Here is a 23,817-nt window from a genome sequence, read left to right on the forward strand (position 1 = left end):
GTCATCCGATGTCACTGCGGACCATTCGATGCGCTCCCTTCGTTCGCGGCTGTCAGCGCTCTGGCTCATGCTGGCGATGTCGGGCGCAGCGACGGCCTATCTCCTGCTCGAATCGTTTCAACAATCGTCCGAAGCGCGCGTGGCGCGGGCGCAGGACCTCGTCGTCCGCAGTTGCCGCGACATCGCCGACCGCTATCAGTTCTTTGTCACCGGCTGGAGCGGCAGCGCGTCCATCGACGACAGGCTCCGGCAGGACCTGCTGCCGGTGATCCGCTCGGCTCTGGCAGGCGCGCCCGGCGTCGAAGGTGGCATCTGGCAGGCCCAAAGCGGCTCGCTCGCTTATGGCTACCCGACCTATGAGGGCACGGGGCCGAAAACCGATCTGCCGGCCGCCGAGCTCGGCGTGATCGAACAGGTCAATGCCGAAGCCAGGCGCAGCGGGCGTCCCGCGACGATCCGGAACGACGGCCGCTCGCAGAGCCTAATCGTCCATGCCTGCCCGTTGCGCGGCCCTCTTCAGGACGTCACCGCCTGGACGATGACCCGGGCCGCAACCGCCGAAGGCCCGGCCTATACGCATCTGCTCATCGGGCTCATCGTCCTCGCTCTGACGCTGCTCGGCTCGGCGATCTGGCTCGCCTGGATTCTCGTGTCGTGGTCGCGTCGGATCGCAGCCATCGAGACGGCGCTGGGCGGCGCGACCGGTACGGCCGACCTGCCACATCTGCCGCAGACCGGCGCACGGGAGCTTGATCGCCTGGTCGACGCCGTCAACGATGCCGGCCACCGTCTCTCGGCCGAGCGCAGGCGCGCCGCCGCAGCCGAGCGGCTGGCCGCCGTCGGGCGGCTGTCCGCCAACCTCGCCCACGAGATCCGCAACCCGATCGCAGCGATGCGGCTGAAGGCGGAGAATGCGCTCGCCTCCTCCGACCCGGCGCGCAAAAGCAGCGCCCTCGAAGCGATCCTGCAACAGGTGGCGCGACTCGATGCGCTGCTGCGCGATCTGCTCGCCACGACGCAGGCCGTCCAGCCGACGCCGCGCAATGTCGAGCTCGAAGGCTTTCTGCGGTCGACGATCGACGCGCATCGCGAGCTCGCCGCCCATCATGCCCTCGCACTCCGCAGCGTCTGCTCTTCCCCGCGTGCCGCCTGCTTCGATCCCTCACAATTGCAGCGCGCCCTCGACAATCTGATCCTGAACGCGATCCAGAACACGCCCGCAGGCGGCGAGATCGTCGTCGCGGCGGAGATCCACGGTGGACGCCTGCTGTTTCGTGTCACCGACAGCGGCCCTGGCGTGGACGCCGGCATCAGGGATCGCCTGTTCGAGCCGTTCGTCAGCACCCGCGCGGACGGCACCGGTCTTGGCCTTGCCATCGTCCGCGAGATCGCGCGGGCGCATCAGGGCGAAGCTCGGCTCGGACAGACCCATCACGGCAACAGCTTCGAGATTTCCCTGCCATGGCAACCATCCTGATCGTCGATGACGACGCCGCGCTGCGCGACGGTCTCGCGGAGACGGTGACGGATCTCGGTCATCGCGCCGTGACGGCGGCCTCCGGCCGCGAAGCGATCGGCATGCTGTCGTCCGACACCGATGCCGTGCTGCTCGACCTCCGCATGCCCGGGATCGACGGCATCGAGACCCTGCGCCGCATCCGCGCCGGCGGCGACGCGCCGCCGGTGATCGTGCTGACCGCCTATGCAAGCCCGGAGAACACGATCGAAGCGATGCGGCTCGGCGCCTTCGATCATCTGCTCAAGCCGATCGGCCGGGATGCGTTGCGTGAGCTGATCGAGCGGCTGCCGCCACGCCGGCGTCAGCGGCGCGACAGCGGCCGGGTTGGCGACAGCGGACTGATCGGCACCAGCGAAGCGATGCGCCGGGTGCAGAAGACCATCGGGCTTGCCGCCGATGCCGATGCGACGGTGCTGATCCGCGGCGAAACCGGCACGGGCAAAGAGCTCGTCGCGCGCGCGCTGCATGTCCACAGCCGCCGCAGCACGGCTCCCTTCGTCGCCCTCAACTGCGCAGCGATCCCGCAGGATCTGCTCGAAAGCGAACTGTTCGGCCACATCAAGGGCTCGTTCACCGGCGCCGCCTCGGACCGGTCGGGCGCGTTCCGCGATGCCGGTGCCGGCACGCTGTTCCTCGACGAGATCGGCGACATGCCGCTGTCGATGCAGGCGAAGATCCTGCGGGCCCTGCAAGAGCGGATGATCACGCCGGTCGGCGGCAAGCCGATCAAGGTCGCCGCCCGCGTCGTTGCCGCGACCCATCGCGATCTCGCCAGGCAGGTGGCGAGCGGCGCATTTCGCGAGGATCTCTATTACCGTCTGAACGTGATCCCGATCGAGCTGCCGCCGCTCCGCGAACGCACCCAGGACATCCTGCCGCTCGCCGATCATTTTCTGGCGCAGTGCTCGGACGGCCGGCCGCAACCGCAATTGAGCGATCGCGCCATCGACAAGCTCGTGCATGCGCCTTGGCCGGGCAATGTGCGCGAGCTGCGCAACGCGATCCAACGCGCCTGCGTGCTGACACGCGGCGCCCTGATCGATGCCGATGACATCGACATCGGCGCCGTGCCGGCGAACGACGAGGCAGAACCGGCGACGGACTTGCCCGCCGCGGTCGCGCGTCTCGAGGAAGGCATGATCCGCCGTGCGCTTGCGGCCTGCGGCGGCAACCGCACCGAAGCCGCGCGGCAGCTCAACATCAACCGGCAGCTGCTCTACACCAAGATGCAGCGCTACGGCCTCGTCGAGGACGCCACGTCAGGAAATCTGACGTGCGCCGTCGCGAAAGACGACGGCTAGCGTCCCCATCTCTCATGCAACCTATTGATTTCTGGTCATCCCGCACCTGGCATGGCTGTTGCGGAGCAGATCGCGTCACCACCCTCGATCAGGAGTTCCAGGATGACACGAAAGATGACGCCGATCATGAGCGCGCTGGTGCTCGCCATCGCAGGCATCGGCACCTGTTCAAGCAACGCCCAAGCGCCGTTGTCCCCGCCGGATGCGACCTGGGATTCGTCGCAGCTTCCGGAGACGCGCGGCATCGTCAAGCAGTACACGCTGACGCCGCGCGGCGACGTCGACGGGCTGATCCTCAATGACGGCACCGAGGTGAAGCTGCCGCCGCATCTGACTGCGCAGATCGTGTTCGCGATCCGCCCCGGCGATGGCGTCTCGGTCCGCGGCTTGCGCGCCCGTGCGCTGCCGTTGGTCGATGCCACCCAGATCACCAACATCGCGACTGGCAAGAGCGTGATCGACAACGGCCCGCCCGACGGACCGGGACGACGCGGCGGCGAGCAGACCCTCAGCGGACGCATCACAACGGTGCTGCACGGCAAGCGCGGCGAGGTCAATGGCGCTGTGCTCGAGGACGGCACTGAGTTGCGCCTGCCGCCGCCGGAGGCCGAACGCTTCGGCGACACGTTGCGCGCTGGACAGACGATCTCGGTGCGCGGCGACCTGCTCGAGACCGCGCTCGGCAAGCTCGTCGATGTCAGGGCGATCGGCACCTCGCCGGATCAACTGACCGAGATCGAGGCCCCACGGCCGCCGCGCGGCCCGAAGGCGGGTCCCGATCGGCTGGGTCCGCCACCTCCACCGCGCGGCTGATCCTCGAACCCCCATCAAACAAATCCAGGAGACAATCATGCATTGGATTGATCCCAGCAGCCTGCCCGCCGTGACCGGCATTCTCGAACGCTTCGTGCTCAATCCCCATGGCGAGGTCGACGGCTTCGTCATGCGCACCGGCGACAAGGATGTGCTCGTTCACACGCCTCCGCACATGGAGGCGGAACTCACACGCCACATCAAGGCTGGCGATCCAGTCGACGTGCGCGCGGTCAAGCCACGCGGTGCCGACGTGCTCGCCGCGGTCGCTGTGACCGGGGCGAATGGCCGGGAGATCGTCGATCACGGGCCGGACGAGGAGCGCGAGCATCCCAAGCACGACCATCACACGATGGACGCGGAAGGCACGGTGCGGCTATCGCTGTTCGGTCCCAAGGGCGAATTGCGCGGCGCCCTGCTCACCGACGACACCGTCGTGCGGATCGGGCCGAAAGAAGCGACTGACATGGCCGAGCTGCTGGCGCCGAAGGCCACCTTGGCGGTCCGCGGCGATGGCATCGACACCCGCTTCGGCCGGGTCATCCATGCCCGAGAGGCCGGCGCGAGCCTGAACTCTCTCGCACCGCTCAAGCACGCCAAGCCAGGCCCCAAGCATGAGCATGGCCCGAAGCCCAAGCACGGCCCGAAGGACGGACCCAAGCACGGCCCGAAGCCCAAGCATGGACCCAAGCACGATCACGCCCACGCGTGATCGCACTGCTCACGACATCACCTGATTCGAGGCCGTCACCATGTCCCAGGATGAGACCATCACGCGCCGCGCCGGCCACGCGCTCGACGCGGCCAATTTCTTCCTGGCGGACTTGCGCGACGGCCTCGGGCCCTATCTCGCGATCTATCTGCTCACGGAACAGAAATGGGACGAGGCCGCGATCGGCCTCGTAATGTCGCTGGCGACGATCGCCGGCATTGTGGCGCAGACTCCGGCCGGCGCAATGGTGGATGCCACGAGGGCCAAGCGCCTGATCATGATTGCAGCGGCGCTCATCGTCACGGCGGCCTCATTGCTGCTGCCGCTGATGGCGAGCTTCTGGCCAGTGGCGATCTCGCAGAGCATCGCGCATGCCGCCGGCGTGATCTTCGCCCCGGCGATCGCCGCCGTCTCGCTGGGAATCTTCGGTGTCAGCGCGTTCACCGCGCGGATCGGCCGTAACGAGACCTTCAATCACGCCGGCAACGCCGTCGGCGCCGTGATCGCCGGCGCGGCCGCCTATGCACTCGGACCGTCGGCCGTGTTCTATCTCATGGCGTTGATGTCGGTCGGCAGCCTCATCAGCGTGCTTGCCATTCCCGCGCGCGCCATCGACCACGAGGTCGCGCGCGGCCTGTCCGATCGCAAGGCAGGCGATGCCGAGACACGAGATGAGCAGCCGTCCGGGCTCAGCATTCTGCTGACCTGCCGGCCCCTGCTGATCTTCGCGATCTGCGTCGCGCTGTTTCATCTCGCCAATGCGGCGATGCTGCCGCTGGTCGGGCAGAAGCTCGCACTGCAGGACAAGAATCTCGGCACCAGCCTGATGTCGGCCTGCATCGCCGCGGCGCAGCTCGTGATGGTGCCGATGGCGCTCCTGGTCGGCGCCCGCGCCGACCGCTGGGGCCATAAGCGCTTCTTCCTGGCGGCGCTTCTGATCCTGCCGCTCCGCGCCGCGCTCTATACGCTGTCGGACGACAAGGCCTGGCTGGTCGGCGTACAGCTGCTCGACGGCGTCGGCGCCGGCATCTTCGGCGCGATCATGCCGGTGATCGTGGCCGACCTGATGCGGGGCACCGGCCGCTTCAACGTCGCCCAGGGCGCCGTGATCACCGCGCAGAGCATCGGTGCAGCGCTTTCGACGGCGCTTGCCGGGCTTGTTGTGGTCGAGGCCGGCTATAGTGCCGCCTTCCTGACGCTCGGAGCGACGGCCGCGCTCGCATGGATCGTGTGCTGGCTGCTGCTGCCGGAGAGCAGCGGAGCCACGGCATCACCGCCGAACCCCGTCCCGTCGCCCGCTATCGCCGCCGAATGATTTGCTCTATCCAGCGCTGACCATGTCCCTGCACGATCCCTGGCTCGCTTACGCCATCATCATCCCCGCCACCGCCGGCGTCATCATCCGCCCGTTTCGGCTGCCCGAAGCGGTCTGGGCCGTGGCGGGCGCCATCCTGCTCGTCGCGCTCGGCCTGATCACGACAACGGACGCCCTCGCCGGCATCCGCAAGGGTCTCGACGTCTATCTGTTCCTGATCGGCATGATGCTGATCGCCGAGCTCGCCCGCCGCGAGGGGCTGTTCGACTATCTCGCCGCCTATGCGGTGGAGCATGCGCGCGGCTCACCGCAACTGCTGTTCCTGCTGGTCTATGTTGTCGGCACCCTGGTCACCGTGCTGCTCTCGAATGACGCGACTGCGATCGTGCTGACCCCCGCGGTCTATGCCGCAACGCGCGCCGCCGGCGCCTCGCCGTTGCCGTATCTCTATGTCTGCGCGTTCATCGCCAATGCCGCGAGCTTCGTGCTGCCGATCTCCAACCCCGCCAATCTGGTCGTGTTCGGCGCGCGCATGCCGCATCTGACGGAGTGGCTGCGCCAATTCACCTTGCCCTCGATCACGGCCATTGCCCTCACCTATGCCGCGCTATGGCTGACGCAGCGCCGCGCCTTGCACGCGGAGACGCTGCGCACCGATGTCGACAAGCCGCGTCTCAGCCGCGAAGGCCGGCTCGCGGCGATGGGCATCCTCGCGATCGCAGCCGTGCTGCTGACGGCGTCTGCGCTCGACATCCAGCTCGGGCTACCGACCTTCGTCTGCGGCGTGGTCACGGCGGCCGCGATCCTGCTGGCCGGCCGGCAATCGCCATGGCCGGTCGTCAAGGGTGTGTCGTGGGGCGTGCTGCCGCTGGTCGCGGGACTTTTCGTGATGGTCGAGGGTTTGAGCCGCGCCGGCGCGATCGGCCAGCTCAGTGCGTGGCTGCACCAGGGCGTCACCGCCTCGCCGGCCGGAACGGCGTGGGCCGCCGGCCTGATCACGGCTGTCGCGGACAATATCGCCAACAATCTGCCGGTCGGTCTTGTCGCAGGCTCGGTCGCCGCCAGCGATCACCTGCCTCACGAAGTCGTCCGGACCATCCTGATCGGGGTCGATCTCGGCCCGAACATCTCCGTCACCGGATCGCTCGCCACCATCCTGTGGCTGACCGCGCTGCGGCGCGAGAAGATCCAGGTGTCGGCCTGGCAATTCCTGAAGATCGGACTCGTGGCAACGCCGCCGGCGCTGATCGCAGCGCTGGCGGCGGCCATGTGGTAGGATCGAACGGACTTTGAGGAAACGGTCAGGCCGCGGCTTCATAGTTGACCGCCGTTTCGGCGATCTTGGTCAGCGTCTCGTCCGTCTTCCGCTCTTCGTTCAGCGTCTGGTCGAGCAGCTTGGCCGCCTTCGGCAGGTTGAGCTTGAGGGCCCAGGCCTTCAAAGTGCCGTAGCGCGACATCTCATAATGCTCGACCGCTTGCGCTGCAGCGAGCAGGCCGGCATCGAGCGCAGATGTCCCCTTGTACTCGTCCATGATCTCCTTGCCCTCGTCGATGATGCCCTCGATCGCGTCGCACTTCTTGCCGCGGGCGGGCTTGCCGAGCAGCTCGAAGATCTGCTCGAGACGCTCGATCTGGCCTTCGGTCTCCTCCTGGTGCTTCTCGAACGCCGCCGACAGCTTCTCCGACTGCGCCGCCTTGGCCATCTTCGGCAAGGTCTTCAGGATCTGCTTCTCGGCGTAATAGATGTCCTTGAGCGTATCGAGGAAGAGCTCGTTGAGGTCCTTGTCTGCAGGCATGGTGTGCTCCCTGGGTTGATGTGAGCCGACAACCGGACAGCCACCCCCTGGTTCCTGCCATCCCGGACCGTCGCAATAAAATCCTGGCCGGAGCGGCGTCGAGGACCCGCAACCCTCTTGTAACGAAACTGTCACCCGGCAAAACTAAAGCTCCTCCCTGCGGCGAGACGCCGCGATTCCGCCGATTGCTTTCAGGAGTTTTCAATGCGCCGCCCGCTCGTGCTGCTGTGCGCCGGACTGACCCTGCTGTCGTCCAGTGCCGCATTTGCGCAGAACGCCACGCCTCATAACCTGATCCTGTTCATTCCCGATGGCCTGCGGGCCGCGAAGGTAACGCCGGACGCGACGCCTGCCATGGCAGCTGTCCGCGACAAGGGCGTCAACTTCAAGAACTCGCACTCGCTGTTTCCGACCTTCACCATGGCCAACGGCTCGGCCATGGCCACCGGCCATTATCTCGGCGACACCGGCACATTCTCGAACACGATCTTCACCGGCTACACCTCGGTCCCCGCCGGGGACACCGTCGTTCCCTTCATCGAGAACGATGCCGTGCTCGGCGACATCGACGAGCATTTCAACGGCGACTATCTCAACGAGGACACGATCCTGAAGCTCGCCCGCAAGGCCGGCTATTCGACGGCCGCGATCGGCAAGCTCGGCCCGACCTATCTGTTCGACCACACCGCCTGCCCCTGCAAGCCGGGCGCGACATCCTCGATCGTGATCGACGATTCCACGGGCGGCAAGAACGGGGTGGCGCTGACCGACGAGGTCAAGGACGCAATCGGCAAGGCCGGGCTGCCGCTGGCGACGCCATCGCGCGGCGACAATGGCAAGGCGGGCGACGCCAAGACCCCCGGTACGACCTCGGCCAACGTTGCGCAGCAGGCCTATATGGTCGACGTCGCCACCAAGGTGGTGCTGCCGATGTTCAAGGCCCGCAACAAGCCGTTCGTGCTGGTGTTCTGGTCACGCGATCCCGACGGCAGCCAGCATAATCATGGCGACAGCCTCAACACCATCACGCCCGGCATCAACGGCCCGACCTCGATGGCCGGCATCAAGAACGCCGACGACAATCTGGCGGCCCTGCGCAAGGCGCTCGACGATCTCGGGCTGGCTGCTTCGACCAACATCATGGTCCAGGCCGACCACGGCTTCTCGACCATCTCCAAGGAAAGCAAGACCTCGCCCTCCGCCAAGGTCAGCTATGACGACACGCCGAAGGACTTCCTGCCGATGGGCTTCCTGGCGATCGACCTCGCCAAGGCGCTCGATCTGCCGCTGTTCGATCCGAACGACAAGAATGCCGCCGTGCCCGAAGGCAAGCATCCGAAGGCCGGCAACGGCGTACTCGGCAAGGACCCGGCCAAGCCCGATCTCGTCGTCGCCACCAATGGCGGCTCGGACCTGATCTATCTGCCGAACGGCGACAAGAAGCTCGCCCGCCGCACCGTCAAGGCGCTGCTGGCGCAGGACTACGTCTCCGGCATCTTTGTCGACGACAAGCTCGGCGAGATCCCCGGCACGCTGCCGCTGTCGCAGATCAACCTGCAGGGCAAGGCGGTGACGCCGCACCCGGCGATCGTCGTCAATTTCCGTTCCTATGTCGCACCGGGCTGCGACGTGCCGAGCAACTGCTCGGTCGAGGTCGCCGACACCGTGCTGCGCCAGGGCCAGGGCATGCACGGCGCGTTCAGCCGCGGCGACACCTACAATTTCATGGCGGCGATCGGTCCGGACTTCAAGGCGGGCTTCATCGATCCCCTGCCCGTCAGCAATGCGGATGTCGGCATCACCGCCGCCAGGCTGCTCGACCTCAAGGTCGCGCCGAAGGGCAGACTGATCGGCCGGGTCATGACCGAGGCAATGCCGAACGGCGCCACGCCGAAGGCGGTGTCCGACGTCATCAAGTCGGACCCGGCCTCAGGCGGCCTGCGCACCGTGCTGAAGCTTCAGCGCGTCGGCAGCCAGCGTTATTTCGACGCCGCCGGCTTCCCCGGCCGCACGGTCGGCCTCGACGACGAGGCGCCGAAGCAGAAGGCCGCGGCGGCGAAGTAGCCCGTTCGTGATCCGCGCTTGCCTGTGATGACCAGGTGCCCCGCGAAAGCGGGGCACTTTTGTTTCCGCAGAACGAGGGGCCGTAGTCCGTGTGAGCGCAGCGACAGCCGGGACGACCATCCCCGCATGTCGCGGCGCTCATGCCGGCGACAATCTCGCGTCCCCGTCGCTGATCGTGTCCCTCACCGCGCGACGTCGAGCGTCACCCGGACCTCGATCGTCTTGCCGGCGCGCCTGACCCGCAGCACGACGCGGTCGCCGGGAGTCTTGGTCTCCAACGCCCGTGTCATGTCGTCGGGCGAATCCACCACCTGTCCGTCGATGGCCAGCAGCACGTCGCCAAGCGCGAAGCCGCCGTCGCGGGTCAGGCGCGCCGGGATCAGCCCCGCCTTCTCCGCCGCCGAATCCGGCTCGACATCGAGCACGAACACGCCCGACATATTGAGGCGGGCCGACAGCGCCTCATTGGCTTTTGGATCGGTCCGGATCCCGAGACTCGGGCTGACATAGCGGCCGCTCGCGATCAGCCGCGGCACGATGCGGTTGACCTTGTCGACCGGCACGGCGAAGCCGATCCCGGCCGACGCCCCGGACGGGCTGTAGATCGCGGTATTGACCCCGATCAGCCGTCCGGCGCTGTCGAGCAGCGGCCCGCCGGAATTGCCGGGATTGATCGCGGCATCGGTCTGGATCAAGCCGTTGAGGGTGCGCTCCTGCGTGACCTGCAGGTTGCGGTTGAGCGCCGAGACGATGCCCGTGGTCAGCGTACTGCTGAGGCCGAACGGATTGCCGATCGCGAACACTTTCTGCCCCACTTTGAGATCGGCGCTGGTCCCGATCGGCAACGGCTTCGGCCGGTCGGTGCCGACGCCGATCAGCAGCACCGCGAGATCGTTCTCCGGGTTGGCGCCGACCAGGGCCGCGCGGAACGAGCGGCCATCGGTCAGGCTGACCAGTGCTTCAGTCGCGCCCTCGATGACGTGATAATTGGTGACGACATGGCCAAGATCGTCCCAGACGAAGCCGGAGCCGGTGCCGGAGCGCTCCTGCTGCGCATCGCCTGTCCAGGCATTGACTGATTGTTGAACGGTCGTGATGAAGACCACCGAGCCGCTGCGGCTTTCGAACAGCGCAATCGTGCTCTTTTCGTCGGCGGCGAGGTCGCCGCGCGCCGTGATCTCGCGGGGCTTGGCGCGCAGGCCCAGGATCTCCGCCTGGATCAGCGGGAAAGTCTGCCACGCCATCATGAGCAGCAGCGCCGTCGCCGCGACCGCCAACAGGCGCGCGGCAAAGCTCCATCGGCTCATCTCGATATCTCCGTGCTCCAGGCCAGATCCATGCCGGCCGATCTATTCACCGGCCAGCGGGCTTCATCAAGAGGCCCGGCCCCTCCCGTCGAGCCGATCACGCCGGAGCAATCGAACGCCGGCGCAAAAGAAAAGAGCGCGATGAGATCATCGCGCTCTTTGAATGGGGAGTGTCCGACGAGCGCGTCGCGCTCACATGCCGATATCGATCATCGAGGGCAGCTGCGCCAGGGGCAGCACGCTCACGCCGACCAAGGTCGCGACCATCGCCCGCAGCACACGGTTGGCCTGACGCTTGCCGCGCATGCGCTTGGCGACCCATTCCAGCGCGTCTGTGCGCACACCGCGTGCATTGACCGGCGCCCAGCTTTCGATGGCGGTCTCCGCCGCCAGCGCCACGCTGCGCGGCGGCACCGGCAGCCCCGACGCCGCGGCGGTGTGATGTGCGACCGCCTTGGCGAGCAGATCCTCGAAGCGGCCGTCGTCCTTGCGCTCGGTCGCGGCAGCATCGATCTCGAACAGCGCCTCGGCCTCGGCGCGGCTGACCGGGGTGTCGTTCAGGGCCGCCGCCGTCAGGATGCGCGCGCACCACGCCACGTCGTCGGCATCAAGCACGCGGGAAAAATGCACGCGTCCCGCTGTGGTCGGGCCCTCACCGGTGATCACGCCGTCGCGCACGATGGCGAGCGCGGAGGCGGCGGTTTCACAGGAGGACGGTTCGAGACCATCGAGGGAACCGATGGTTTTTGGTGCAGAGGCAGACATGTTCTCTTCTCAGTTGCTGTGTTGACCCACCTTGTCGGTCCGCGTCTGAACGAGTGGTTAACGGTTCGAAACGCTGCAGTGGGTTTTTGTCTCGGTTGCCGATTTGCCGCAGTGACCCGGATCACGGTTCAAAGCGCCCGTCGGCGGGGGCGGCGTGTTGCGACCAAGACGTGGCGAAATCTGGGCAGCCGGTGGTCTTACGGATGTTTCGCCGCAGGCCGGGAACTCAAAACAAGTTGTTGCGCGCGTGAGCTGAGACAGGACGATTTTCTCTTTTTCGCGGAACGGTTCCCTTAGAGGGTGGTATTTCCTATAGTGCTTAGAAGAATTTATTCCCGTCACCTGCAATGAATTGAGGTCGTCATGGCTCTCCAAATCGGCTCCGTCGCTCCGGACTTCGAGGCGCAAACCACCGAAGGCAAGATCAAATTCCACGACTGGATCGGTGACAGCTGGGCGCTGCTGTTCTCGCACCCGAAGGATTTCACCCCGGTCTGCACCACCGAGCTCGGCGCTCTCGCCCATCTGAAGCCGGAATTCGACAAGCGCGGCGTCAAGTTGATCGGCCTCTCGGTCGACCCGGTGGACAAGCACGCGCAGTGGGCCGAGGACATCCGCGAGACGCAAGGCGCGGCGCCGAACTATCCCTTGATCGGCGACACCGACTACAACGTTTCCAAGCTCTACGACATGCTGCCCGCAGCGATTTCCGGCGATCCGGCCAAGCGCACCGCGGCCGACAATCAGACCGTCCGGAATGTCTTCATCATCGGCCCGGACAAGAAGATCAAGCTGATCCTGGTCTATCCAATGACCACGGGCCGCAACTTTCAGGAGATTCTCCGCGTCATCGACTCGCTGCAGCTCACCGCCAAGCATCGCGTCGCCACCCCCGCCGACTGGAAGCAGGGCGACGACGTCATCATCGCCGGTTCGGTGTCCGACGACGAGGCCAAGACGATCTATCCGAACGGCTGGAAGGCGCCGAAGCCGTATCTGCGCGTGGTGCCGCAGCCGAAGTGAGGGCGAACTCAGCCCGTCATTCGCCCTTCTCCTCGGAGAAGGGCGAATGCCGCGACAGATCCATGCGATCATGCAGGACGCGACCGATCTCGATGATCTGCTCGCCGCGCGCACGATAAAGCAGCAGATGCCGCCCGGCTCGGCCGTGTCTCGCGACATGACGCGTTCGTACGCCCGGTGCACCGAGACGAACGCGCGCCACACGTCCCCCGCGCTCCCGTAGCGTCCGGATTGGACGAGCGTCTCGATGATCTTGTCCTGATGGCCGGTCAGCGCGACGTTTCGGGTCGGCATGGTTGTTCCGCGGCACGACTTCATGCGATTGCCGGGGGACTTGACCCGAAATATCCCGGTCGCGCCGAATCGCCCGCGGCAGACACCTTCTACCCCCGTGGCGTCACCCAGTCCGCGATCAGCAGTCCCACCGTGGCGGACACCGCGGTGACGAACACGCCCCAGCTGATGTCGACCACGACCACCGCCCAGGTCCACTGCTTGAGCATGGCCAGAGAGGTCAGCTCGAAGGTCGCGTAGCAGAACAGGCCGAACAGCGCGCCATAGAGCAAGGTCGAGCGCCAGGTCGCATCGGCCGTGCCGCTGACGAAGATCAGCACGCCGGCGATATAGAGCAGATAGAACAGCACCGCCGGCACGGGGCGGATCTCGCCGAGCATCTCGCCGACCTGCGACTGGAAGAAGCCCTTGGCGACGATGCTGAGGAACGGGATGTCGAAGCCGAGCAGCACCGCCAGCGTCGCAAAGTATAGAACGGCGTAGCGGCTCATGCGGCTCCTCCCGACTGTTCGCGCAACCGGCCCCTCATTTCGACCGGACCCATCAACCGCGGCGCTTGTCCTTAGGCTTCTTGCCAACCGGCGCCTTCGACCGCGCACTGTGGGACTGGAACGTCTGTCCGCTGCGGCTGGACTTCTCGCGATGCGGCTTTTTCTTCGCGAAGGCCGGTTCGTCTCCGAATTTTTTCGAGGGACCGTCGCGATGCGGCTTGCCGCGGGGCTTGGCATCGTTGCCGCTGCGCGGCTCATCGCGTCGCAGCGGGTGGTACGCGCTCTCCTCGGCTGCGCGGCGCGGCCGCTTGTCCGGACGCGGCTTTTCCGATGCCCCCTGCCCCGACGGTGCGGCAGCGAGCGGCTCGATGCGGATCGTATCCTCCTTGTCGGGCCGGCGGATGTTGGCCGCGAAGGCGTCGGCCACGCGCGCGGCGATCTCGAACTCGGTCGTCGTGTCCGAGATCTTGATGGCGCCGATGTCCAGCTTCTCGATGCCGCCGCGACGGCAGATCATCGGCAGCAGCCAGCGGGCTTCGGCGTTCTTTTTCCGACCGATCGCGGCGCGGAACCAGACGCTGGGCTCCCCCATGCCGTGACGCGCCGATGGCTTTCCGGTCTTGGTTCGCGGTACCGGCGGCGGACGCTCCTCGCCGCGCCCCGGCCGCCCGTTGTCGCGATCGCGCTCGTGACGGCCGCGCCCGCGCTCCTCGGCGGGATCGAGAATGTCCTCCGGCGGCGGCAGCCGGGCGCGATAGAGCCGCGCCAGCGCGGCGGCGATCTCCTCGGGCGAGCGCTCCGCAAGCAAGGCCTGGGCGAGCGCCTGGTCCTCCGCCGTCGTCTCCTCGCTCAGGACCGGATCGTGCAGCATGCGCTCGTGATCGAGCCTGCGAATCTCGTCGGCCTGCGGCGCCGTTCCCCACACGGCTTCGATGCCGGCCAGGTTCAGCAGCGTCTCCGCCCGCCGCCGCCGGGCCGGCGGCACCAGGAGCACGCTCACGCCCTTGCGGCCGGCGCGGCCGGTGCGGCCCGAGCGGTGCTGCATCACCTCGGGATCGTTCGGCAGCTCGGCATGGATCACGAGATCGAGATTGGCCAGGTCGATGCCGCGCGCCGCGACATCGGTCGCCACGCAGACGCGCGAGCGCCCGTCGCGCAGCGACTGCAGCGCCAGCGTCCGCTCGTTCTGGGTCAATTCGCCGGATAGCGCGACCACCGAGAAACCGCGCTCCAGCAGCGCCGCCTGCAGATGCCTGACGGCCTCGCGGGTGTTGCAGAACACGATGGCGCTCGGCGACTCGTAGAAGCGCAGCAGATTGACCACCGCATGCTCGGCATCGCCGGGGGCGATGCGGACGGCGCGGTACTCGATGTCGGCGTGCCCGCCTTCGTCGCCTTCGACCTCGATCCGGAAGGCGTCGTCCTGATACTGCTTGGCCAGTGCCACGATGCCGCGCGGAAAGGTCGCCGAGAACAGCAGGGTCCGGCGCGTCTCCGGCGTGGTCTTGAGGATGAATTCCATGTCCTCGCGAAAGCCGAGATTGAGCATCTCATCGGCCTCGTCGAGCACCACCGCCCTCAAGTCCGAAATGTCGAGGCGCCCGCGGCGCAGATGATCGCACAGCCGCCCGGGCGTGCCGACGACGATGTGCGCCCCCGCCTCCAATTCGCGCTGCTCACGGCGCGGATCCATGCCGCCGACGCAGGAGACGACCCGCGCGCCGGCATGCTGATACAGCCAGGCCAGCTCGCGCTGGACCTGCAGCGCCAGCTCGCGCGTCGGCGCAACGATCAGCGCCAGCGGCGCCGAGGCCCGCTCGAACCGCTCGGCGTCGCCCAGCAGGTTCGTCGCCATCGCGAGCCCATAGGCCACGGTCTTGCCCGAGCCGGTCTGGGCTGAGACCAGCAGGTCGCGGTCGACCGCCTCGTCATCGAGCACGGCGAGTTGAACGGGGGTCGGCTGCTCATAATTGCGCTCGGCGAGCGCGCGGGCGAGCGGCGGAACTGTAGCGGGAAAGGACAATGGACGGAAAACCTCGGTTGATTTCGGCTGCTTTACGCTAAGCAGGACGAAATCACCATGCCCGCCCCCACTCCAAATTCCACGTCCATGCGGGTCCGTTGGTGAATTTGCAGCATTTCCTGAGCCGCCGGTTAAATTCTTACCGATACCATCCTGCGCCAGGGATGTTTCCGCCATCCAGCGAACCAGTGACTTTACATGCTGTCGGCCCTTCAACTCGTAGGCGCGTGTCTGCTCATCCTGGCGGTGGTCTTCGGATCGATCGTCCTGGTCATGTCCATCCTCGTTCGGATCAAGGAAATTGTCCGTCCTCCCGTCGAGGCTGGGCCTCGACCATGGCGTCCAGGCCTGCGACACAGCCTTGCTGCGCTTGCGCGCGATTCTCGCGTCCGTCCCCACCGATTCTGGTTGACCGTCGCCATCGTCTTCGCCTGCGTTTACTTCGCTCCCTACATTGTGTTGGGCTTGATGGCCTTGGGGCTGCTGTCATTCGCGTTCCAGCCGTTCGCACGACGATACAACTGGGGAAGCGAAGGTCGGTTGACCCGTCATGTGAGCCGCCCGCCATTCGAGGACGAGAGCCGCCGAGCGACGCAGTAGGCCGCCCAGAGACGCCTGTCAGGCTGCCGAAAATTCTCATTCCTCTTTTTCGGAGATCATCCGAACCGGATGGCGCGAAACCCGCCGCCTGTCCGCGACTACTCCTCGCTCCACGGCCAGTGCCAATGATGCCAGCCCCAATTGCGCGGACCGCTGGCGTCCATGGCAGCCTTCTGCTTGTCGTCGAGCGAATCGTAGAGTGCCTGGAACGCCGGTCGGACCAGCTTGATCGCCTGCTGCATCGCGTCGAGCCGCTGCTCCGCCAGCGCAAGACGCTCGGTCGCCTTGGCGGGAGGCGCTGTCGGACAGTCCTTGGTGATCAGCTCGGCCGCCTTGGCCGATGCGGCCTTGAGATCGTCGAGCCGCGCGCGCTGCGTCTCGTTCGGCTTGATCGCACTTTCGATCTGCGACAGGCGCCATTCGGCAAAGCCCGCCATGCGGGGATTGCAGAGAAAGCCGAAGCCCCGCCCGCCCATCATCCCCGGCCCCATCATCATGCCCGGGCCCCAGCCCGGCGGTCCGCCTGCACCCGGCTGGGCAACGGACGGTGCAACGGTGGCCATCACGACGGCGGCCAGGATCAACGCACGTGGATCTGCTCGCATGGCGGAACTCCCTTGACGTGGCATCAATGAGTTTGCGCAAACTAAGCGGGCGGCGCGTTCGCGTAGTTGAGCAGGATCAACGGAACCGTGATGCGCTTCGGACGAAATGACGCGATGACAATGACGCGCAGCTATCGCTGGATAGGATCGTCGCTGGTGGCGTCGGGCTGCGGGACGCTGGCGCATATGGGGCTGATGGAGCTCAAGACCGCGCTGCACATCCTGCCGCAGTTCGATCCGTCGTCCGCGCTGCTCGAGACGCTCCCGCCGCTGTTCGCCAATGTCACGCATGTGCAAGCGCCGGTCTGGCTGCTCTCGCAGCTCAACGGCGCCTTCCTCATCGGCCTGCTGTTCGGCTACGTCTTCCACCGCCTGCCCGGGCGGAGCGGCCTCGCCAAGGGCTTTCTGCTCGGACTTGCCGGCTGGCTGCTGCTCGGGATCGTGCTGTTTCCGGCCATCGGTCTCGGGCCTTTCGGCATCTCGCTCGGACTTGGCGCGGGCCCGGGCCTGTTTTCGCTGGCCATGGTCGAGGCCTATAGTCTGGTTCTCGGGGTGGTCTATGCGGCCCTGCAGCGGCCGGCCCACGGAGACTGAACCGCGATCAAGCGCGCCTGGTCCCTGCTTGCGCACCGCCGCCGCGAGCATTTCGACAAAGTCGAATTTTGATCTTTCGCTTTCTCGGAAATGATGTATGATCCGCGTCGTCCCGCCCCATGCAGAGGGATGTACGCGTCGTCACGAACGTCGGGGTGAGGTGCGGTGCCGCAGGTCATGCCGGACGCGCTCGATGCGCAGACGACCGGCATGCCCAGCGGACGTGAAGTCGCAGCGTCCTGACACCCCGAAGCTGGTGTTACGTTCGCAGCGATGCTGACGCATCGCGCGGATCATGGTGGCCAACAAGCCCGGCGCACCAGGGAGACTGTGTATAAGCGTGAAGACACCGCGCAGGGAATGCCGGATGTTCGGCTGAACCTGTGGTACCTGCCGCCTGCATTTTCTTTCGCAGGCGGGCCATGGGTGAGGCCTTCACCCGGCATTCCCTGCGCCCTCTCATTTTGTGTGAGGGTGAACTGATCGCAGAACTCGGGCGTGAAGTGCCGCGGGAACGAGAACGCTTGTGTTCGAGCTGCTCAGCACGCGCTGCAATCTCCGCTGTCGTCCCGGACAAGCCGCGGCGCGCGCCAGCGCGACGCGGCGCTGATCCGCGACCCATCCGCCGCGGCGGACATGAGGCGAAAGGTGGCAAACGACCAGCCTGCCCCAAACGACTCCCTGGGGTTATGGGTCCCGGCGTTCGCCGGGACGACGGCGGGGCGTAGGGTCGGCAGCGAAGCGCTGCACGCGACGTCGCGTCGACGCACGAGCGAACAACGACATCGTCGATCAGCAAGATTGAGCGCGCCCCCTATCACGACCTCAAGTCCGCACCGCACAAATGCAGAGCAGCAAGACACATCTCCGCTGGCGCAATGGCATAGGACTTGCTCAACTCGTCCACCAATTCGTTGCGGAGATCTATCGAATGCTTGAAGGAGCCGAAGTCCGGCTGGCCGTCGATATCGGTGGCACGTTCACCGATATCGTTCTCGACATCGGCGAGCTTCGCCGCACACGCAAGGTGCTGACGACGCCGACGCAGCCCGAGCAGGCCGTGCTGGATGGCACGCGCCTGATCCTCGCCGATGCGAAGGCGCGCATCTCCGATATCGACGTCTTCATTCACGGCACCACGCTCGCCACCAACGCAATCATCGAGCGCCGCGGCGCCAGGACGGCGCTGATCGCCACATCAGGCTTCCGCGATGTTCTGGATATTGGAACCGAGAGCCGCTACGATCAGTACGACCTCTCGATCGACAAGCCGAAACCGCTGGTGCCGCGCGCCCTGCGCTTCACCGTGCCCGAGCGCGTCGATGCCCATGGTGACGTCAGACTGCCGCTCGATGAAGCGGCAGTGCGCGCGCTGGTTCCACAATTGCGCGCGCAGAATGTCACCAGCATCGCCATCGCCTTCCTTCACGCCTATGCCAATCCGGCCCATGAGCGGCGCGCCGGCGAGATCTTGGCCGCAGAGATGCCCGGCGTCTCGATCACGCTCTCCTCGGCGGTCTGTCCCGAAATCCGGGAATATGAGCGGACCTCGACCGCGGTGGCCAACGCCTATGTGCAGCCGCTGATGGACAGCTATCTCGCGCGCATGGAGCAGGCGCTCCGGATCGAGCAGTTCCGCGGCGCGATCTATCTGGTCACCTCCGGCGGCGGCGTCACCTCGATCGACACCGCACGGCGCTTTCCGGTGCGGCTCGTCGAATCCGGGCCCGCGGGTGGCGCGATCTTCGCCGGCCAGATCGCGGCCCGGCTTGGCGAGCGCAAGGTCCTGTCGTTCGACATGGGCGGCACCACCGCCAAGATCTGCCTGATCGAGGACTTCGAGCCGGAGAGCTCACGCGTGTTCGAGGTCGACCGCGCCGCGCGCTTCCTCAAAGGCTCCGGCCTGCCGGTGCGCATTCCCGTCATCGAGATGGTCGAAATCGGCGCCGGCGGCGGCTCGATCGCGCGTATCGACGCGATGAAGCGTGTCACCGTCGGCCCGGAGAGCGCCTCGTCCGAGCCGGGACCGGCCTGCTACGGCCGCGGCGGGCAACGTCCGGCGGTCACCGATTCCGACGTCGCGCTCGGCATGATCGATCCCGACGCGTTCGCCGGCGGCACCATCAAGCTCGATCCCGAGCTGTCGCGACAGGCCCTGCTCCGCGACGTCGGCGCGCCGCTCGGCCTCGATGCCGAGACCGCCGCCTACGCGGTGCACGAAGTGGTGTGCGAGAACATGGCGAGCGCGGCGCGCGTCCACGCCGTCGAGCGCGGCGCCATCATCGGCCAGCACACGCTGATTGCGTTCGGTGGCGCCGCGCCGCTGCATGCCGCCCGCGTCGCCGAGAAGATCGGCGTCTCCCGGGTGATCGTCCCCTCCAATGCCGGCGTCGGCTCGGCAGTCGGCTTCCTCGCAGCGCCCATCGCCTATGAGCTGGTGCGTAGCCGCCACGCCCGGCTCGATGATTTCGACACGGCGCTCGTCTCCGGTCTGCTGCAGGAGATGGCCGATGAGGCCCGTGCCCTGGTCGAGCCGGGTGCGGCCGGTGCGCCGGTGCGCGAGCGCCGCGCCGCCTTCATGCGCTATGTCGGTCAGGGCCACGAGATCAGCGTCGAGCTGCCGAACCGTGCACTCACCGTCGATGATCTGCCCGCACTGCGTAAGACCTTCGAGGCCGGCTACGCCGCGCTGTTCGAACGGGCCATTCCCGGCGCCGCGATCGAGGTGCTGAGCTGGTCGGTGCTGGCGACGACGGACGCGCGCCAGCCGCCGGCCGTCGCCGCGGTGACGCGCAGACCCGCAGGACAAGCCGCCGGCTATCGCAAATTCTTCGACGGCCGTGCCGGACAGTTCGTCGAGATCCCGCTGTATCGCCGCGAACAGATGGCGCCGGGTGCCGTGATCGCCGGCCCCGCCGTGATCGCCGAGGACGAGACCTCGACCTTCATCTCCAATAGTTTCGACGCGCATATCGACGGCGCCGGCAGCATCGTCATGGAACGGAAGGCAGCCTGAAGATGAGCGCATCACAAACCAGTCTGATCGACCTGCAGATCATGTGGCACCGGCTGATCGCCGTGGTCGAGGAGCAGGCCCAGGTGCTGCTGCGCACCGCCTTCAGCCCGATCGTGCGCGAATGCGGCGACCTCTCCGCCGGCGTGTTCGACTTGAAGGGGCGCATGCTGGCGCAGGCCGTCACCGGCACGCCGGGCCACGTCAACTCGATGGCCGAGTCGGTGAAACACTTCATCGCGCACTTTCCGATTCATACGATGAAGCCGGGCGACGCCTACATCACCAACGATCCCTGGATGGGCACCGGCCATCTCAACGACTTCGTCGTCACCACGCCCTGCTTCAAGGACGGCCAGCCGGTCGCACTGTTCTCCTGCACCAGCCATCTGATGGACATTGGCGGCATCGGCTTCGGCCCCGATGGCACCGACGTGTTCATGGAGGGGCTGTACATCCCGATGCTGAAACTGATCGACCAGGGCGTCGTCAACAAGACGCTGATGGCGATGATCCGCGCCAACACGCGACTGCCGGTCGACACCGAGGGCGACACCTATTCGCTCGCCGCCTGCAACGATGTCGGCTGCCAGCGCCTGGTCGAGATGATGACGGAGTTCGGCATCGCCTCGCTCGACGAACTCGGCGACTACATCTGCGACCGCTCGCGCGAGGCCGTGCTGGCTGAGATCGCGAAGCTGCCCAAGGGCAGCTGGCGCAACGAGATGGTGGTCGACGGCTATGATGCGCCGGTGACCTTGAAGGCGGCGCTGACCATCAGCGATGACGGCATCCATGTCGATTTCGACGGCACCTCGCCCGCCTCGAAGTTCGGCATCAACGTGCCGCTGTCCTACACCACGGCCTACACCGTGTTCGGGCTCGGCTGCGTGGTGGCGTCCGCGATCCCCAACAATGCCGGCTCGCTGTCGCCACTCACCGTCTCGGCGCCCTCGGGCGCGATCCTCAATGCGCCGAAGCCGGCGCCAGTCGCCTCGCGCCACGTCATCGGCCAGATGCTGCCCGACGTCGTGTTCGGCTGCCTGCGTCAGATCATTCCGGAGCGCGTGCCGGCCGAAGGCACCTCGTGCCTGTGGAATCTCAACGTCCGCGGCCAGACCCGCTCCGGCGCCGGCGGCAATTACGGGTTCTCGATGGCGGTGACCTCGAACGGCGGCACCGGCGCCCGCTTCGACAAGGACGGGCTGTCGGCCACCGCCTACCCCTCCGGCGTGCGCGGCACGCCGGTCGAGATCGCGGAGACGCAGACGCCCTTGATATTCTGGCGCAAGGAGCTGCGGCCGGATTCCGGCGGCCCCGGCCGCACCCGCGGCGGCCTCGGCCAGATCATCGAGGTCGGCAGCGGCGTCGACGCGCCGTTCGACATCCTCGCCGCCTTCGACCGCATCGACCACCCGCCCCGCGGCCGCGACGGCGGCCACAATGGCGAGGCCGGCTATGTCGGCCTCAAATCGGGAAAGAAGCTGCGCGGCAAGGGTTTTCAGACGGTACCGCCGGACGACCGGCTGGTGGTGCTGACACCGGGCGGCGCCGGCATCGGCGATCCCCGCGAACGCGGCGCGGAGCTGGTGCAAGGTGATGTCGAGAGCGGACTGGTATCGGCGGACAATGCGGCAAAGCTCTACGGACAGGCGCGGTGAAATCTCATGCCCGCCAGGACATTTGTGGCCTCCTGGTTCGAGACGCGTCGCAAGGGCGACACTCCTCACCATGAGGGTTTAGTACCGAGATCGATGCTGCACATTGACCATGAGAAAAGTCCCCATGGAGATGATCAGCATCTGGCCGCGCAACGTGTCCTCATCCTAAGGAGCCCGCCGCAGGCGGGCGTCTCGAAGGATGGCCGCGACCACACAGCTCGCCACGCCTCTTCCATTTTTCGTAACTCAGCAACGAAGCGGAGACACCCATGATCACGCGACGGACGTTCACGGCAGGTGCGGCCACCCTGCTCGCCGCAACACAGGTCTCGACCCGAGCCCGCGCCGCCACGACCAACTGGGACATGTCCACGGTCTGGCCCGACGGCAACTTCCATACCCAGAACGCGATGGCCTTCGCCGAGGAGGTGAAGAAGCAGACCAATGGCGCGGTCAACATCACCGTGAAGGCCGGCGGGCAGCTCGGCTTCAAGGGCCCGGAGCATCTGCGCGCGGTGCGCGACGGCCTGGTGCCGTTGGCGGACGTGCTCAACATCCAGCAGGTCGGCGACGAACCGTTCATGGGCGTCGAGAGCATTCCCTTCCTCGCGGGCTCGATGGACGAGCTCAAAGTGCTGCACAAATATGTGCGGCCGGAATACGAGAAGATCGCCGCGCGCAACAACCAGAAGATCCTCTACATCGTGCCGTGGCCGACGCAGTACCTGCATCTCAAGGTCAAGACCTCCGACGTCGCCGGGCTGAAGAACATCAAGATCCGCGTGCCCGACAAGAACGCGGTCGACATGCTCAACGCCATCGGCATGGCCGCGGTCATGATTCCCTGGGGCGAGACCATCCCGGCGCTGGCCTCCGGCGCGGTCGCCGGCGTCTCGACCTCGTCGGTGTCCGGCGTCGACGGCAAGTTCTGGGAGTTCCTCAAATATGTCTACCCGACCAATCATGTTTGGTCGTCGCAGATGCTCAACGTCAACCTCGATTCCTGGAAAGCACTGACGCCCGAGCAGCAGAAGATCGTTAGCGACGTCGCAGCGAAGATGGAGACGACCTTCTGGGCCAACTCGCTCAAGGCCGATGTCGACAGTCTCAATCGGCTCAAGGAAGGCGGCATGGAGGTGGTGCCGGTCTCGGACGCGATGATGACGGAGATCCGCGCCAAGACCGCGCCGCAGATGGAAGCCTTCCTGAAGCGGGTGCCCGCAGCGGACGCGCCGGTGAAGGCCTATCTCGCCGAGATGAAGCGTGGCTGAGATCGTTGAAGCCCCCTCGCCGGGCGAACGAGCGAGCCTCAATGCAGCGGCGCCCGCGCCGCTGCGCATCATGCTCGATGTCATCGACCGGCTCGGCCGGCTCGATGGCTGGATCGGCGGCGGCTGTCTCTTGACGCTGACCGCGCTGATGCTGGCGGAGGTCACAACGCGGGCGCTGTCGAACGTGCTGCCGTTCTTCCCGCCGACGATCTCGATCGCCTGGGAGTACTCGTCCTACCTGATGGCCGCCTCGTTCACCTTCGGCGCCGCCATGACGCTCCGCGTCGGCGGCCACATCCGCGTGGTGCTGCTGCTCAAGAACGTGCCGGCGCCGCTGCAGCGCGCGCTGGAGGTGCTGGCCGCCGCCGCCGGCTTCGCCTTCATGGCGTTCCTGACCTCGGCGATGACGAAGTTCGCCTGGAGCTCCTTCGTCCGCGGCCAGGTCTCTACCTCGAGCGACACCCCGCTGTGGTTCCCGCAGGCCGTCGTGACGTTCGGCATGCTGCTGCTGACCCTGCAATTCCTCGCCCGCGCGATCCAGGCGGCGCTGGGACTGCCGCTGGAGGACCACCGCATGAAGGCATCGCCGGTCGAATGAAGGGGCGATCCGACACGACGAGGGTCACTTTGCTTTTGGCGGCAGCCGACAT

At 66.5% G+C, this 23,817-nt stretch carries 20 protein-coding genes; 14 read left to right on the forward strand and 6 right to left on the reverse strand.

What is annotated here, in order from left to right:
• The first annotated feature begins 28 nt into the window (after positions 1 to 28).
• From BBTA_RS23010 to BBTA_RS23035, 6 genes are all read left to right on the forward strand, one after another.
• Positions 29 to 1,477 carry a HAMP domain-containing sensor histidine kinase gene (locus tag BBTA_RS23010; protein WP_041751568.1) on the forward strand — a complete coding sequence of 483 codons (1,449 nt, stop codon included), beginning with the start codon at positions 29 to 31 and terminating at the stop codon, positions 1,475 to 1,477.
• Complete coding sequence (locus BBTA_RS23015; protein ID WP_012044912.1) at positions 1,462 to 2,820, forward strand: sigma-54 dependent transcriptional regulator; 1,359 nt, start codon at positions 1,462 to 1,464, stop codon at positions 2,818 to 2,820. Before BBTA_RS23010 ends, BBTA_RS23015 begins: the two co-directional genes overlap by 16 nt.
• Positions 2,821 to 2,934: 114 nt before the next feature.
• Positions 2,935 to 3,633, forward strand: coding sequence for an OB-fold nucleic acid binding domain-containing protein (locus BBTA_RS23020; RefSeq protein ID WP_012044913.1), 699 nt, complete (start codon positions 2,935 to 2,937; stop codon positions 3,631 to 3,633).
• 37 nt (positions 3,634 to 3,670) lie between these two features.
• On the forward strand, positions 3,671 to 4,345 hold the full coding sequence (locus BBTA_RS23025) for a hypothetical protein (protein WP_012044914.1): 675 nt from the start codon (positions 3,671 to 3,673) through the stop codon (positions 4,343 to 4,345).
• 40 nt (positions 4,346 to 4,385) lie between these two features.
• Entirely contained in the window at positions 4,386 to 5,660 is a 1,275-nt protein-coding gene (locus BBTA_RS23030) for an MFS transporter (protein ID WP_012044915.1), read from the forward strand.
• Between the two features lie 22 nt (positions 5,661 to 5,682).
• Entirely contained in the window at positions 5,683 to 6,936 is a 1,254-nt protein-coding gene (locus BBTA_RS23035) for an arsenic transporter (RefSeq protein ID WP_012044916.1), read from the forward strand.
• Between the two features lie 25 nt (positions 6,937 to 6,961).
• Here the strand turns inward: BBTA_RS23035 and BBTA_RS23040 are convergent, their stop codons facing one another.
• Positions 6,962 to 7,456 carry a ferritin-like domain-containing protein gene (locus BBTA_RS23040; protein ID WP_012044917.1) on the reverse strand — a complete coding sequence of 165 codons (495 nt, stop codon included), beginning with the start codon at positions 7,454 to 7,456 and terminating at the stop codon, positions 6,962 to 6,964.
• Positions 7,457 to 7,660: 204 nt separating this feature from the next.
• Here BBTA_RS23040 and BBTA_RS23045 point away from each other — a divergent pair, with 204 nt between their 5' ends.
• Positions 7,661 to 9,520 carry an alkaline phosphatase family protein gene (locus BBTA_RS23045; RefSeq protein ID WP_012044918.1) on the forward strand — a complete coding sequence of 620 codons (1,860 nt, stop codon included), beginning with the start codon at positions 7,661 to 7,663 and terminating at the stop codon, positions 9,518 to 9,520.
• Between the two features lie 182 nt (positions 9,521 to 9,702).
• On the opposite strand, the gene BBTA_RS23050 is transcribed toward BBTA_RS23045, so the two are convergent.
• Both BBTA_RS23050 and BBTA_RS23055 read right to left on the reverse strand, forming a co-directional pair.
• Positions 9,703 to 10,827: a S1C family serine protease gene (locus BBTA_RS23050; protein ID WP_012044919.1), complete on the reverse strand. Its 1,125-nt coding sequence runs from the start codon at positions 10,825 to 10,827 to the stop codon at positions 9,703 to 9,705.
• Between the two features lie 192 nt (positions 10,828 to 11,019).
• The gene (locus tag BBTA_RS23055) at positions 11,020 to 11,592 is read right to left on the reverse strand and encodes a hypothetical protein (RefSeq protein ID WP_012044920.1); all 573 of its coding nucleotides are present in this window, start codon (positions 11,590 to 11,592) and stop codon (positions 11,020 to 11,022) included.
• 363 nt (positions 11,593 to 11,955) lie between these two features.
• On the opposite strand from BBTA_RS23055, the gene BBTA_RS23060 reads away from it, so the two are divergent.
• Both BBTA_RS23060 and BBTA_RS40845 read left to right on the forward strand, forming a co-directional pair.
• Positions 11,956 to 12,615, forward strand: coding sequence for a peroxiredoxin (locus tag BBTA_RS23060; protein WP_012044921.1), 660 nt, complete (start codon positions 11,956 to 11,958; stop codon positions 12,613 to 12,615).
• A 46-nt stretch (positions 12,616 to 12,661) separates the two neighbouring features.
• Positions 12,662 to 12,838 (forward strand): hypothetical protein, encoded by a 177-nt coding sequence (locus tag BBTA_RS40845; protein WP_168167912.1) that lies wholly within the window; start codon positions 12,662 to 12,664, stop codon positions 12,836 to 12,838.
• 160 nt (positions 12,839 to 12,998) lie between these two features.
• On the opposite strand, the gene BBTA_RS23065 is transcribed toward BBTA_RS40845, so the two are convergent.
• The 3 genes from BBTA_RS23065 to BBTA_RS23080 form a co-directional block, all read right to left on the reverse strand.
• The gene (locus tag BBTA_RS23065) at positions 12,999 to 13,400 is read right to left on the reverse strand and encodes a DUF2177 family protein (protein WP_012044922.1); all 402 of its coding nucleotides are present in this window, start codon (positions 13,398 to 13,400) and stop codon (positions 12,999 to 13,001) included.
• A gap of 52 nt (positions 13,401 to 13,452) precedes the next feature.
• The gene (locus BBTA_RS23070) at positions 13,453 to 15,423 is read right to left on the reverse strand and encodes a DEAD/DEAH box helicase (protein ID WP_012044923.1); all 1,971 of its coding nucleotides are present in this window, start codon (positions 15,421 to 15,423) and stop codon (positions 13,453 to 13,455) included.
• Between the two features lie 698 nt (positions 15,424 to 16,121).
• Entirely contained in the window at positions 16,122 to 16,628 is a 507-nt protein-coding gene (locus tag BBTA_RS23080) for a Spy/CpxP family protein refolding chaperone (RefSeq protein ID WP_041750834.1), read from the reverse strand.
• Positions 16,629 to 16,742: 114 nt separating this feature from the next.
• Here BBTA_RS23080 and BBTA_RS23085 point away from each other — a divergent pair, with 114 nt between their 5' ends.
• The 5 genes from BBTA_RS23085 (at position 16,743) to BBTA_RS23105 (ending at position 23,765) form a co-directional block, all read left to right on the forward strand.
• Positions 16,743 to 17,222 carry a DUF6789 family protein gene (locus BBTA_RS23085; RefSeq protein WP_244424083.1) on the forward strand — a complete coding sequence of 160 codons (480 nt, stop codon included), beginning with the start codon at positions 16,743 to 16,745 and terminating at the stop codon, positions 17,220 to 17,222.
• A gap of 931 nt (positions 17,223 to 18,153) precedes the next feature.
• Positions 18,154 to 20,238 carry a hydantoinase/oxoprolinase family protein gene (locus BBTA_RS23090; protein ID WP_012044926.1) on the forward strand — a complete coding sequence of 695 codons (2,085 nt, stop codon included), beginning with the start codon at positions 18,154 to 18,156 and terminating at the stop codon, positions 20,236 to 20,238.
• Positions 20,239 to 20,240: 2 nt separating this feature from the next.
• Positions 20,241 to 21,896, forward strand: a complete 1,656-nt coding sequence (locus BBTA_RS23095; protein WP_012044927.1) for a hydantoinase B/oxoprolinase family protein — start codon at positions 20,241 to 20,243, stop codon at positions 21,894 to 21,896.
• Positions 21,897 to 22,165: 269 nt separating this feature from the next.
• Positions 22,166 to 23,167, forward strand: coding sequence for a TRAP transporter substrate-binding protein (locus BBTA_RS23100; protein ID WP_012044929.1), 1,002 nt, complete (start codon positions 22,166 to 22,168; stop codon positions 23,165 to 23,167).
• Positions 23,160 to 23,765 (forward strand): TRAP transporter small permease subunit, encoded by a 606-nt coding sequence (locus BBTA_RS23105; RefSeq protein WP_012044930.1) that lies wholly within the window; start codon positions 23,160 to 23,162, stop codon positions 23,763 to 23,765. The genes BBTA_RS23100 and BBTA_RS23105 overlap by 8 nt, the downstream gene beginning before the upstream one ends.
• Positions 23,766 to 23,817: the final 52 nt, after the last annotated feature.

This window comes from Bradyrhizobium sp. BTAi1 (assembly GCF_000015165.1).
Classification (GTDB): domain Bacteria; phylum Pseudomonadota; class Alphaproteobacteria; order Rhizobiales; family Xanthobacteraceae; genus Bradyrhizobium; species Bradyrhizobium denitrificans.